At 75.1% G+C, this 12,639-nt stretch carries 13 protein-coding genes; 8 read left to right on the top strand and 5 right to left on the bottom strand.

Annotated features, from left to right (window positions below; genetic code table 11):
* Window positions 1-73 precede the first annotated feature (73 nt).
* Window positions 74-451 (top strand): VOC family protein, encoded by a 378-nt coding sequence (locus tag ACFTZA_RS07235; protein WP_378192283.1) that lies wholly within the window; start codon window positions 74-76, stop codon window positions 449-451.
* A 31-nt stretch (window positions 452-482) separates the two neighbouring features.
* Here the strand turns inward: ACFTZA_RS07235 and ACFTZA_RS07230 are convergent, their stop codons facing one another.
* The 4 genes from ACFTZA_RS07230 to ACFTZA_RS07215 are packed head-to-tail and all read right to left on the bottom strand — an operon-like array spanning window position 483 to window position 2,770.
* The gene (locus ACFTZA_RS07230; protein WP_378192281.1) at window positions 483-965 is read right to left on the bottom strand and encodes a DUF456 domain-containing protein; all 483 of its coding nucleotides are present in this window, start codon (window positions 963-965) and stop codon (window positions 483-485) included.
* Window positions 966-1,001: 36 nt separating this feature from the next.
* Window positions 1,002-1,805, bottom strand: a complete 804-nt coding sequence (locus ACFTZA_RS07225) for an alpha/beta fold hydrolase (RefSeq protein ID WP_378192279.1) — start codon at window positions 1,803-1,805, stop codon at window positions 1,002-1,004.
* A complete protein-coding gene (locus ACFTZA_RS07220) occupies window positions 1,802-2,362 on the bottom strand; it encodes a PadR family transcriptional regulator (RefSeq protein WP_378192277.1) in 561 nt (186 codons plus the stop codon). Before ACFTZA_RS07220 ends, ACFTZA_RS07225 begins: the two co-directional genes overlap by 4 nt.
* A 42-nt stretch (window positions 2,363-2,404) precedes the next feature.
* Window positions 2,405-2,770 carry a hypothetical protein gene (locus ACFTZA_RS07215; protein WP_378192275.1) on the bottom strand — a complete coding sequence of 122 codons (366 nt, stop codon included), beginning with the start codon at window positions 2,768-2,770 and terminating at the stop codon, window positions 2,405-2,407.
* Between the two features lie 110 nt (window positions 2,771-2,880).
* Here ACFTZA_RS07215 and ACFTZA_RS07210 point away from each other — a divergent pair, with 110 nt between their 5' ends.
* The 7 genes from ACFTZA_RS07210 (at window position 2,881) to cobA (ending at window position 11,468) form a co-directional block, all read left to right on the top strand.
* Window positions 2,881-3,876 (top strand): glycosyltransferase family 2 protein, encoded by a 996-nt coding sequence (locus ACFTZA_RS07210; protein ID WP_378192273.1) that lies wholly within the window; start codon window positions 2,881-2,883, stop codon window positions 3,874-3,876.
* On the top strand, window positions 3,873-4,790 hold the full coding sequence (locus ACFTZA_RS07205; RefSeq protein WP_378192271.1) for a glycosyltransferase family 2 protein: 918 nt from the start codon (window positions 3,873-3,875) through the stop codon (window positions 4,788-4,790). The genes ACFTZA_RS07210 and ACFTZA_RS07205 overlap by 4 nt, the downstream gene beginning before the upstream one ends.
* A 330-nt stretch (window positions 4,791-5,120) precedes the next feature.
* Complete coding sequence (locus ACFTZA_RS07200) at window positions 5,121-6,881, top strand: nitrite/sulfite reductase (RefSeq protein WP_378192269.1); 1,761 nt, start codon at window positions 5,121-5,123, stop codon at window positions 6,879-6,881.
* Between the two features lie 146 nt (window positions 6,882-7,027).
* Window positions 7,028-7,726, top strand: coding sequence for a phosphoadenylyl-sulfate reductase (locus ACFTZA_RS07195; protein ID WP_378192372.1), 699 nt, complete (start codon window positions 7,028-7,030; stop codon window positions 7,724-7,726).
* Between the two features lie 8 nt (window positions 7,727-7,734).
* Window positions 7,735-8,700, top strand: a complete 966-nt coding sequence (gene cysD, locus ACFTZA_RS07190) for a sulfate adenylyltransferase subunit CysD (protein ID WP_378192267.1) — start codon at window positions 7,735-7,737, stop codon at window positions 8,698-8,700.
* On the top strand, window positions 8,700-10,139 hold the full coding sequence (locus ACFTZA_RS07185) for a sulfate adenylyltransferase subunit 1 (RefSeq protein WP_378192265.1): 1,440 nt from the start codon (window positions 8,700-8,702) through the stop codon (window positions 10,137-10,139). The genes cysD and ACFTZA_RS07185 overlap by 1 nt, the downstream gene beginning before the upstream one ends.
* A 6-nt stretch (window positions 10,140-10,145) precedes the next feature.
* Window positions 10,146-11,468, top strand: a complete 1,323-nt coding sequence (cobA, locus tag ACFTZA_RS07180; protein WP_378192263.1) for a uroporphyrinogen-III C-methyltransferase — start codon at window positions 10,146-10,148, stop codon at window positions 11,466-11,468.
* A 91-nt stretch (window positions 11,469-11,559) separates the two neighbouring features.
* Here the strand turns inward: cobA and ACFTZA_RS07175 are convergent, their stop codons facing one another.
* Window positions 11,560-12,555, bottom strand: a complete 996-nt coding sequence (locus ACFTZA_RS07175) for a hypothetical protein (protein ID WP_378192261.1) — start codon at window positions 12,553-12,555, stop codon at window positions 11,560-11,562.
* Window positions 12,556-12,639: the final 84 nt, after the last annotated feature.

Raw genomic sequence — 12,639 nt, 5'->3', positions numbered from 1 at the left:
GATGAGTTCTCGCCGTGCCCGACGTCACCATGCCGGGTGCCGCGCGAGCGCGCGGCGGGAGGAGAGGTCCGTCATGTCCACCACGCACCTGACCGGCGTGCACACCGTCGCCGTCCCGGTCGCGGACCAGGACCGCGCGCTCGCGTTCTACACCGGCACGCTGGGCCTCGAGGTCCGCATGGACGGCGAGCTGCAGGAGGGCTTCCGGTGGATCGAGGTGGCCCCGCCGGGCGCGACGACGTCGCTCGCCCTCGTCCGGGCCGACGGGCGGCCGACCGGGGTCGACACGGGCATCCGCCTCCTCACGTCGGACGCGGCCGCGGACCACGAGGCGTTGGCGGCCGCGGGGGCGGACGTCGACGAGCTGCTGCGCTGGGAGGGCGTGCCGCCGATGTTCTCGCTGCGCGACGTCGACGGGAACGCGCTCTACGTCATGGAGCCGGGCGGCTGATCTCGGCCGGTGCGGGACCCGGTGCGTGCGCTCAGACGACGAACGCGCCGACGAGCCACGTCGCGGCCGCGAGCAGACCGCCCAGGAGCTGGACGAGGATCGTGATGCCGGTGGCCTGCATCGCGGCGACCGTCGCGCGCCAGGCGGTGCGACGGTCGCGACGCCGGATCAGCTCGGCGAGGAAGACGGCGAGCACGAACCCGACGAACAGCCCGACGACCGGGATCACGAAGAAGCCGACGACGCCCGCGATCCCGCCCCAGACGAGCGTCGACCACGGGACCTCGGCGCGGCGCATGTGCCGCCCGGCGAGGACGTACTGCGCGACCTCGGCGGCCACGACGAACACCGCGGCGAGGGCGAAGCAGACCCAGGCCGCCGTCCCGCCCGTGACGATCGCCCACACCAGCACGGCGCCCAGCACGAGCACGTTCCCCGGCAGGACCTGCACGACGATCCCCACGAGACCGACGAGGATCGCCAGGCCGACCAGGACCTCTCCACCCACGCTCACGCGCGCCACTCTCGCACGAGCGGCGCCTGCGCGCGCTCAGCGGCTGTCGGGCGGCACGAGCCCGGGGTGCGCGACGCCGTCGACCACCCAGGAGCGGATCATCGCGCTGAACAGCTCGGGGTCCTCCGCGCTCCACTGGTGGTGCATCCCGGGGGCGAGCCGCACGACGGCGTCCGGCACCCGGCGCGCGACCGTCGTCAGCGCGTCCCGGGCCGCGCGCAGGTCGCGCGACCCCGCGACGGCGAGGACGCGGGCGCCGGACGACTCGAGCCCGTCGGGCCAGCAACCGCGGTAGACCTCGTCGACGATGCGCTCCTCGGTCGCGCGGCGGATCGCGAGGCCCGAGCGCACGAACACCTCCCGTGCGTCGGCCGGGATGCCCATCGCGCGCGCCTGCCCGTGCCAGTACCAGGGCCGGTCCCACACCCGCAGCTGGGCCCGGCCGACCGCTCCGGCGACCCCGCGGACGCCGTCGAGGACGGCCCCGGACGCGACGACCGATGCCACGAGCCCGGGCTGCCGGGCGGCGACCCGCAGGGCGACGATCGCGCCGAAGGACAGGCCGACGAGGTGCGCGGACCTCCCGGCGGGAAGCGCCTCGAGGGTCGCGGCGACGTCGTCGGCCGCGGCGTCGAGCGAGACCCAGTCCTCCGCGGCCCGTGCCCCGAAGCCGGGGAGGTCGGGCGTCCACAGGTCGAGGTCGTCGAGCAGCTCGACCTGTGGCTCCCACATCCACGACGCGACGTTGCCGCCGTGGAGCAGGACGACGGCCGCGTCCCGCGCGCCCGGTGCACCCGGGCGGCGCGCCGGGTGGTGCCCGACGGCGGCCGGCGGCGTCACCGGAGCACCTCGCGCTCGGTCTCGTCGAGCCACGCGAGCTCGGCGCGGGCGTGGGCGAGGCCGTTGCGCAGGGTGGCAAGGCGCAGCGCGAGCCCGGGGGACCCGCGCACCCCGGACGCGTCGGCCTCGCCCTGCTCCGTCGCCGCCGCGACCCTCGCCTCCTCGGCGCTCAGGGCCGCGACCGCCTCCTCGGCCTGGGCACGACGGTCGGCGAGGAGTGCGGCCACGCCGTCCGCGTCGAGCTGGTCGGCGAAGAAGATCCGGCCGAGGAACGGCTCGCGCGAGTCCTCCGGCTCGAGCGGCGAGCGGAGCCAGTCGCGCAGCGCCTCGCGCCCGGCCGGGGTGATCCGGTGGACCTTGCGGTCGGGGTAGCTCTCCTGCGGCACGACCTCGACCTCGGCGAGCCCGGCGTCGACGAGGCCGGCCAGGGTGCGGTAGAGCTGCGAGCGGTCGGCGACCCAGAAGTGCCGCACCGACGAGTCGAACGCGCGCTTGAGGTCATAGCCGGTCATCGGCCGGACGGTGAGGAGACCGAGGACGAGGAACTTGAGGACCATGCGACTAGTGGATCATGCACATAGTCACAGGTCAACGGGGGCTCAGTTCCAGAAGACCGCGACGAGGACGTTCACCAGGGTCAGTCCGCCGATCGCGTGCTTGACGCCGGGCACGACCGCGCCGTCGGAGGCGCGGTCGCCCTGACGCTTGGCGACGAACGCGAGGACGGCGACGACGAGCGCCACGGTGAGCTTGACGCCGATCTTGGCCATGCTCGGACCGTCGTCTCCCCAGACCGAGGCCTCACCGATACCGACCATGACGACCCCCGCGACGAGCGCCGTGAGCGCGCCGTGGAAGACCCCCTTGTACAGCCCCGGCGACCGGAGCGAGGCGAGGTAGCCGCCGAGCACGATGGCCCAGCCGACGAAGTGCAGCGCGACGAAGACGTTGTAGAGGAACTCCATGACTGCACCTTATTTGCTGACAGGCACGTCATGAAAGGCGGACGGACGTGAGGTCGGCCCCACTCGGCCCGGCGCTTGCGAGCGGGCGGGTCCGCTCCTAGAACGGGGCCATGGACGTCCCGACGCCCCACCTCCCCGCCCCCGCTCCGGACCGCGTCCGCGAGCCCGCCCGCGACACCCTCGACGCGCCCGGGGCCGAGCCGGACCCGCGGACGGCGGTCGTCGTCATCACGCACGACCGGCGCGACGAGCTCCTGCGGACGCTGCGGCACCTCGAGCGCCTGCCCGAGCGGCCGCACGTCGTCGTCGTGGACAACGCCTCGACCGACGGGACCGCCGACGCCGTACGCGCGGAGCACCCGGGTGTCGAGCTCGTCCCGGCCGCGACGAACCTCGGCGCCGTGGGCCGCAACGTCGGGGTGGAGCGCGTCGCGGCGCGCGGCGAGGCGCGGTACGTCGCCTTCTGCGACGACGACACGTGGTGGGACCCCGGTGCGCTGCGCACCGCCGCCGACGCGCTCGACGAGAACCCGCGGCTCGCCGTCGTGACCGCCCGGATCGTCGTCGAGCCGGCCGGCGCCGAGGACCCGGTCGTCGCCGAGCTGCGCGACTCCCCCGTCCGCGCCACGGTGCCGCTGCCGGGACCCGCGCTCGGGAGCTTCCTCGCGGGGGCGTCGGTGCTGCGCGTCGAGGCGTTCCGGGCGGCCGGCGGCTTCTCGCCGCGGCTGTGGCTCGGCGGCGAGGAGGAACTGCTCGCCGCCGACCTCGCCGCCGTGGGCTGGGAGCTGTGCTACCTCGAGGACCTCACGGTCCACCACGCCGCGTCGCCCGCCCGGGACCGCTCGCGCCGCGCGCGCGACGGCGTCCGCAACACGCTGTGGTTCACGTGGCTGCGCCGGCGCGGGCCCGCCGTCGCGCGGCGCTCGTGGGCCGTGGTCCGGAGCCTGCCGGCCACGCGCGACGCCTGGCTCGGCGTGCTCGACGCGGTCCGCGGCCTGCCGTGGGTGCTGCGCGAACGACAGCCGCTGCCACCCTCCGTCGAGGCGCGCTTCCGCGCCCTCGAAGCCCCGCAGCGCGCCTCGTCCGCCCGCCGGTACGGCCGATGACGGCCGAGCGGACGAGCGCGCAGGACTGGCTTCCCGACGGTGCGCCGGAGATCGCACCCCCCGGCACCGCTGCACCGGTCGTCGAGGACGACCGCGTGACCGTCGTGGTCATGAGCAAGAACCGTCGCGAGGACCTGCTCGCGTCCCTCCCCCGCCACCGGGCGCCGGTCGTCTACGTGGACAACGGCTCGACCGACGGCAGCCCCGCCACGGTGGCCGACGTCCGGCCCGACGCCGACGTCGTCGAGCTCCCCCGCAACGTCGGGTCGCTCGCCCGCACGGTCGGGATCGAGCGCGCGACGACGCCCTACGTCGCGTTCGCCGACGACGACTCCTGGTGGGCACCCGGCGCGCTGCGGCGTGCGGCCGACGTGCTCGCGGCGGACCCGTCGGTCGCGGTCGTGGTCGCGCGCGTGCTCGTGGGGCCCGAGGAGCGCGAGGACCCGATCGTCCCCGCGCTGCGCCACTCCCCCCTCGACGCCACCGGCCTGCCCGGTCCGCGCGTCCTCGGCTTCATGGCGTGCGCCGCGGTCGTGCGCCGCGACGCGGTGCTCGACGTCGGCGGGTTCGACACGGCCGTCCGCTTCCCCGGCGAGGAGGAGCCGCTCGCGCTGCGCCTCGCCGCGAAGGACCGGGCGATCGTCTACCGCGACGACGTGGTCGTGCACCACCACCCGTCGCCGTCGCGGCACGCCCCGGCGGACCGCGCGGCCGCCGTGGCACGCTCGGCCGTCGCGACGGCGCTGCTCCTGCGCCCGTGGCCCGTGGTGCGCGCCCGCACCGCCCAGGCCTGGCGCACCGGCAGGCTGGGCGCCCTGCCGACGGCCCGCCAGGCCTGGTCGGCGCTCCGGCGGCGGGAGCGGCTCCCCGCGCCGGTCGAGCGGGACCTCGCCCTGCTCGCCCTCGACGGGTGACGCGCGCACCCTCGGGTGCGCCGGGACGGACGCTGAGCGAGACGCTGGTCCGCGATGCGGACGCCGTCTTCCGGCTCGCGAGACCGGCGTGTACGGTGCTCGGCATGACCACGGCAGCCCGCACCCTCCTCGTGACGTCGCGTCACGGGATGCCGGCGTGCGCGCAGACCTGTCTCAGCTGTTGTCGCTGAACCGCGCCTGACTCAGCGCGAGCCCACGCTCGCCTCCCCCTGAGACCCGGCGCGCGCCGTCGGTCCTCAGCTCTCTCGCACCCTCGCTGAGCGCTCGTCGTCGCGCGTCCCCGCACCGACGAGGACACGAGGAACCCCGATGACGCAGGTCACGACGGCGTCCGACCCCGCAGCCACACCGCCCGCACGCGCCGCCGGCTCGTCCCCCGAGCGCCCGGCCCGGCCGGCCCGCGCGGCGCGGCCGAACGGGCAGTGGAAGGTCGACGGCACCGAGCCGCTCAACGGCAACGAGAGGTGGAAGCAGGAGGACGGCGGCTTGTCCGTCCGCGAGCGCATCGAGACGGTCTACGCGCGAGACGGCTTCGACTCCATCCCGGGCGACGACCTGCACGGCCGCTTCCGCTGGTGGGGCCTGTACACGCAGCGCAAGCCCGGGATCGACGGCGGCAAGACCGCCACCCTGGAGCCGCACGAGCTCGAGGACCGCTACTTCATGCTGCGCGTGCGCATCGACGGCGGTGCGCTGACGACTGAGCAGCTGCGCGTGATCGCGGGCATCTCGCAGGAGTTCGGGCGCGACTCGGCCGACATCACGGACCGGCAGAACATCCAGCTGCACTGGGTCGAGGTCGAGAGCGTGCCCGAGATCTGGCGACGGCTCGAGGCCGTGGGCCTGCAGACCACGGAGGCCTGCGGCGACGTGCCGCGCGTCGTGCTCGGCAGCCCCGTCGCCGGCATCGCGGCCGACGAGCTGATCGACATCGGCCCGGCCGTCGCGGGCATCACCGAGAAGTACATCGGCGTCCCCGAGCTCGCGAACCTGCCGCGCAAGTTCAAGACGGCGCTCACGGGCCACCCGAGCCAGGACGTCGTGCACGAGATCAACGACGTCGCGTTCGTCGCGCACCGGCACCCCGAGCTGGGCGTCGGGTTCGACGTGTGGGTCGGCGGGGGGCTGTCGGCGAACCCGCGGCTCGGCGAGCGTCTCGGCGCGTTCTGCACCGAGGAGCAGGTCCCCGACGTGTGGCACGGCGTCGTGCAGATCTTCCGCGACTACGGGTACCGCCGGCTGCGCAACAAGGCACGGCTGAAGTTCCTGCTCGCCGACTGGGGGCCGGAGAAGTTCCGCGAGGTGCTCGAGACCGAGTACCTCGGCTACCGGCTCGCCGACGGCCCGCCCGCCCCCAAGCCGCCGGTCCCCGGCGACCACGTGGGCGTGCACAAGCAGAAGGACGGGCTCAACTACGTCGGCGCGGCCCCGTACGTCGGGCGCGTCTCGGGCACGGTCCTGGCGAACGTCGCCGACCTCGCCGAGTCGGTCGGCTCGCACCGCGTGCGGCTCACCCCGCACCAGAAGCTGCTCGTCCTCGACGTCCCGGACGAGCACGTGGAGCACGTCGTCTCGACGCTCAAGGCCAACGGGCTCGACGCGAACCCGAGCCCGTTCCGGCGCTCCACGATCGCGTGCACGGGCATCGAGTACTGCAAGCTCGCGATCGTCGACACCAAGGACACCGCGACCGCGACGATCGACGAGCTCGAGAAACGCCTCGGCGACCTGTCGGGCATGAAGCCGCTGAGCCTGCACGTCAACGGCTGCCCCAACTCGTGCGCGCGCATCCAGACGGCGGACATCGGCCTCAAGGGCCAGCTCGTGATGGACGACGACGGCGCACAGGTCCCCGGCTTCCAGGTGCACCTGGGCGGCGGGCTCGCCTCGGAGGACCGCGAGACCGCGGGCATGGGCCGCACCGTGCGCGGCCTCAAGGTGACGGCGTCCGACCTGCCCGACTACGTCGAGCGCGTGGTGCGCCGCTACGAGGCCGAGCAGGAGGGCCGGGCCGACCGGGAGACCTTCGCCGAGTGGGCTCGTCGAGCGGACGAGGAGGCGCTGCAGTGAGCGACCAGACCACGCAGGACCCGCTGGCCGCGCTGCGCGCGGCGGCGCGGGCGAGGACGGAGCAGCGCGAGGCGTCGAAGGCGGCCCACCACGCCGAGCGGGCGCGGCAGGCCGCGCACGGCCGCGAGAAGCGCTCGCTCGACGAGCTGCGCGAGATCGCGCGGCGCGGTGCGGCCGAGCTCGCCGGTTCGGGCATCGGGGCCGACGACGAGGCGAGCGCCGACCAGGTCGTCGCCTGGGCCGCGCGCGAGTTCGGCACGTCCGTCGCCGTCGCGTGCTCGATGGCCGACGCGGTCCTCCCCCACGTCGTCGCGGCACACGTCCCGTGGGTGGACGTGCTGTTCCTCGACACCGGCTACCACTTCGCCGAGACCGTCGGCACGCGGGACGCCGTCGAGCAGCAGCTGGACGTGACGATCGTCGACGTCCGCCCCGAGCTGACCGTCGCCGAGCAGGACGCGGCGCACGGCAAGGACCTGTTCTCCCGCGACCCGGCCCTGTGCTGCCAGATGCGCAAGGTCGAGCCGCTGCACCGCACGCTCGCCGGGTACGAGGTCTGGGTCACGGGCGTGCGCCGCGACGAGGCGCCCACCCGGACGAGCACCCCGCTCGTCACGTTCGACGAGAAGAACGGGCTCGTGAAGATCAACCCCCTCGCGGCGTGGTCGTTCGACGACCTCCTCGCCTACGCCGCGCGGCACCAGGTGGTCCTCAACCCCCTGCTGAACGACGGCTACCCCTCCATCGGCTGCCTGCCGTGCACGCGGCGCGTCGCGCCGGGCGAGGACCCGAGGGCCGGCCGCTGGGCCGGGCTCGACAAGACAGAGTGCGGACTCCACGTATGAGGACGGGCATGACGACCATCGACCTGACGACCGGAACGGCCGCCGTCCCCGCGGCCGCGCTCCCCGGTGCACACCGGCTCTCCCAGCTCGAGGCCCTCGAGAGCGAGGGCATCCACATCATCCGCGAGGTGGTGGCGGAGTTCGAGCGCCCCGTCCTGCTGTTCAGCGGCGGCAAGGACTCCGTGGTGATGCTGCACCTCGCCGTGAAGGCGTTCGCGCCGGGCCCGGTGCCGTTCCCCGTGCTGCACGTGGACACCGGGCACAACTTCCCCGAGGTGCTCGCCTACCGCGACGCGACGGCCGAGCGGCTGCGCCTGCGCCTCGAGGTCGCGAGCGTGCAGGACTACCTCGACGACGGCCGTCTGCGCGAGCGCGCGGACGGAACGCGCAACCCGCTGCAGACGCAGCCGCTGCTCGACGCCATCTCGGGCCACCGGTTCGACGCCGTGTTCGGCGGCGGCCGCCGCGACGAGGAGAAGGCGCGCGCCAAGGAGCGCGTGTTCTCCCTGCGCGACGAGTTCGGCCAGTGGGACCCGCGCAACCAGCGCCCGGAGCTGTGGAACCTGTACAACGGGCGCCACCGTCCGGGCGAGCACGTGCGCGTCTTCCCGCTGTCGAACTGGACCGAGCTCGACGTGTGGCGCTACATCGCCCGCGAGCGCATCGAGCTCCCGGAGCTCTACTACGCGCACGAGCGCGAGGTGTTCGACCGCGACGGCATGCTGCTCGCCGTCGGGCCGTACTCGTCGCCGCGCACCGACGCCGAGGCCGCGTCCGTGCGCACCGAGACCGTGCGGTACCGCACGGTGGGCGACATGTCCTGCACCGGCGCGGTGCGCTCCGACGCCGCGACTGTCGACGACGTGATCGCTGAGGTCGGGGTCACACGCATCACCGAGCGCGGCGCGACGCGCGCCGACGACCGCCTCTCCGAGGCCGCCATGGAGGACCGCAAGAAGGAGGGGTACTTCTGATGGGCACGCCCACCACGCACCTGACGTCCGCGACGGCGAGCGGCACCGCGGCCGGGACCGCGACCGCGGCGGACGCCGTGCCGGTCGCGCTGGACGACGACCGTCGCGGCACCCTGCTGCGCCTCGCGACCGCGGGCTCCGTCGACGACGGCAAGTCCACGCTCGTCGGCCGGCTGCTGTTCGACTCGAAGTCCGTCCTCGCGGACCAGCTCGACGCCGTGGAGCGCGTCTCGCGCGACCGCGGCCTCGCGACGGCCGACCTCGCGCTCCTCACCGACGGCCTGCGCGCCGAGCGCGAGCAGGGCATCACGATCGACGTCGCGTACCGGTACTTCGCGACCGCGCGCCGCTCGTTCGTCCTCGCGGACTGCCCCGGGCACGTGCAGTACACGCGCAACACCGTGACGGGCGCGTCGACGGCCGACGTCGTCGTGCTGCTCGTCGACGCCCGCAAGGGGCTGCTCGAGCAGACGCGCCGCCACCTCGCCGTCGCGAGCCTGCTGCGCGTGCCGCACGTCGTCGTCGCGGTGAACAAGATCGACCTCGTCGACTACTCCCGGGACCGGTACCTGGAGGTCGAGCGCGACGTCGCCGTCACCGCGACGTCGCTCGGCCTCGCGGACGTGCACACGATCCCCGTCTCCGCGCTCGTCGGGGACAACGTCGTGGACCGCAGCGACCGCACCCCCTGGTACGACGGCCCGAGCCTGCTCGAGCTGCTCGAAGGGCTGCCGGCGGGCGAGGACCCGGACGCCGAGTCCTTCCGGTTCCCCGTCCAGGTCGTCATCCGGCCGCAGTCCGGGCTGTCGGGATCGGCCGACGCGGACCGCTTCCGCGACTACCGCGGGTACGCCGGCCAGGTCGCGGCGGGCGTCGTGCGCGTCGGCGACGAGGTCGTCGTGCTGCCGTCGGGACGTCGCACGACGGTCGCCGGCATCGACACGGCCGACTCGCTCGCGAGCGGTGAGCCGCTCACGGAGGCGTTCGCGCCGCAGTCCGTGACGCTGCGCCTCGCGGACGAGGTGGACCTCGCCCGCGGCGACCTCATCGCGGCGGCCGCCGACGCGCCCGAGGTGACGCAGGACGTCGAGGGCACGGTGGCGTGGCTCGGCGACCGCCCGCTGCTCCCGGGCACGCGCGTGCTGCTCAAGCACACGACCCGCACGGTGCAGGCGGTGGTGCGCGACGTCGTCGGGCGCCTCGACCTCGACTCCGCCGAGCTGGAGCCCGCGGAACGGCTCGAGCTCAACGACATCGGGCGCGTCACGCTGCGCCTGGCGTCGCCGGTCGCGGCCGAGGAGTACGTCGTCGCGCGCCGGACCGGGGCGTTCCTGCTCATCGACGCCCAGGACGGCGGTACCCTCGCCGCAGGCATGGTCGGCGACGCGCTCGCCGCGGCGCGCCGGCCCGCCGAGCGCCCCGGCTCCTACACGATCTGAGACCACGTGACCACGAACCCCGCCCCGCACCACGAGACGTACCCGCTCGGCCTGCGCGTCGGCGGCCGCCTCGCCGTGGTGGTGGGCGGGGGCCCGGTGGCCGCGCGTCGCTCCCGGGGCCTGCTCGACGCCGGTGCGCACGTGCGCGTCGTCGCGCCGGTCGTGTGCGAGGACCTCGCCGGGCTCACCGCCTCGGACGGCGTGGACTGGGTGCGTCGCGACTACCTCACGGGCGACCTCGACGGCGCGTGGCTGGCCCACACCGCGACGGGCGACGCCGAGGTGGACGCCCGCGTCGCCGCCGACGCCGAGGCCGACCGCGTCTTCTGCGTCACGGCGGGCGACGCAGAGCTCGGCACCGCGTGGGTCCCGGCCGTCGCCCGCACGCGCGTTCCCGGTGCTGACGGGACGGACGCGTCGTCCGGCGCGGAGGTGTCCGTCGCGGTGAACGCGGGCCGCGACCCGCGCCGAGCGCAGCGCGTGCGGGACGCGGTGGCCGTGCGTCTCGCGACCGGCGAGCTCCCGCTCCGGGCGGTGCGGGTCGCTCCGGGGAGCGACGCAGCCCCGGACGAGGCCACCGCCGGCGAGGCCAGAACAGGTGGCACCGTCGGGTCGGTCGCGCTCGTCGGGGGCGGTCCCGGCGACACCGGGCTCATCTCGGTGCGCGGGCGCCGGCTGCTCGCGGAGGCGGACGTCGTCGTGACGGACCGTCTCGGGCCGCGGGGCCTGCTCGACGAGCTCGCGGACGACGTGGTGGTCGTCGACGTCGGCAAGACCCCCGGCAACCACCCCGTGCCGCAGGCGGAGATCAACGCGGTGCTCGTGCAGCACGCCCTCGCCGGTCGGCGCGTCGTCCGTCTCAAGGGCGGCGACCCCTACGTGTTCGGCCGCGGCGGCGAGGAGCTCGACGCGTGCCGCGAGCACGGCATCCCCGTCGAGGTCGTGCCGGGCGTGACGAGCGCCGTCTCCGTGCCGGCCGCCGCGGGCATCCCGGTCACGCACCGCGGCCTCTCGCGCGGCTTTACCGTGCTCACAGGCCACGAGGACGTCGGCAAGGTCCCCGCGGCGAGCGACCACACCGTCGTCCTGCTCATGGGCGTGTCCGGGCTCGCCGAGACCGCGGACGCGCTCGTCGCGCAGGGCAGGGCCGCCGAGACGCCGGTGGCCGTCGTCGAGGACGGGTACGGCCCCCGCCAGCGCACGACGGTCGGGACGCTCGCGACGATCGCCGACCGTGCGCGCGAGGCGGGCGTGCGTCCACCCGCCGTCACGGTCGTGGGCGAGGTCGTGCGCCTCTCCCCCGCGTGGGAGGGCGACGCGACGCCGTAGGTGGGTCGCCGCGCCAGCACGAGCTGCGAGAACCTGCTGTCCGGCGTGGCGCCGCAGCGACGACTTCTCGCAGCTCGCGTCCGTCGCCGTGTCACCGCGGGAGGGACGGCGTCACGACCCGGGTGCGTTCCTCGGCATCCGGCGCCGGCGCGACGTCCCCCGGCCGGACCCCGCGATCGAGGAACGCCTGCAGCACCCGGCCCTCGGTAGCGGGCCACCGGCGGAGCACGTCGTGCGCGAACAGCACGATGACACGCCAGCCCAGGCGCTCCAGCTCCTCCTGACGAGCGACGTCGTCCAACCGCTGCTTCGCCGAGACGAGATGGTGCCGTCCGTCGTACTCCACGGCGATGCGCAGCCGGGGCCAGGACAGGTCCGGCCGGGCCAACCAGCGGCCGTCGTCGTCGAACACGTCGGCCCCCACGAGCGGGCAGGGGAACCCCGAGGCGACGAGCCGCAGCCGCAGTCGCGTCTCCATCGGCGAGTCCACGAACCGCCGCGACAGGCTGAGCGCCCGCCGCAGCGTCGCCACGCCCCGGCGTCCCTCCCACCGGGCGAGCCGACGCTCCAGCAGCGCGCGAGGGTACGGGTCTCGACCCCGGACCCCGCGCAGCAGGGCGTCGCTCACGACGACGAGGTCCGTGAGACCGGACGACCCGGGCGCGGCACCGGACGCCGCGACGAGAGCACCCAGGTCTGCCCACGTCCGGTCCGGCGTCGTGAGGCGCAGCCCGTGCAGCCGGACGAGGTCCCCAGGCTCGAGTCCCTCGTGCTGCTGGACGGCACGAGCAGCGACGGGCCGACGACCGGGCGCCCCGCTGACGTACAGGTCGGCGACCGGCTTCGCACCGTGCGGGAGAGGTAGCCCCCACAGGGCCGCCGCGGTGGTGTGGGAGAACCCCGCGTCGTCGGGCACGACGAGCTGGACCGCCGCGCACACCGCTTCGAGGTCCTGCGCGCGGCGGGCGTCCATGCGGACGCCTCGGACCGGAGCGTGCAGGCGGGAGGCGCGGAGCTGGGCGGGTGTCGAGCCCTGCGCCAGGGCGTCGGCGACACGGAAGGGCAGGGGCGGCAGCGGCGTCGGCACGCGACACAGCCTGCCCGGCGCGCGGGCCGCGGACAGCAGCCCTGTGGACAACGTCCAGCTCTCGCCACGACCGCTGACGACCTG

Origin of the sequence: Cellulosimicrobium sp. NPDC057127 (assembly GCF_042670945.1) — a bacterium.
In the GTDB taxonomy this organism is placed as follows: Bacteria; Actinomycetota; Actinomycetes; order Actinomycetales; family Cellulomonadaceae; genus Cellulosimicrobium.
This window is presented reverse-complemented; position numbering and strand designations above follow the sequence as displayed.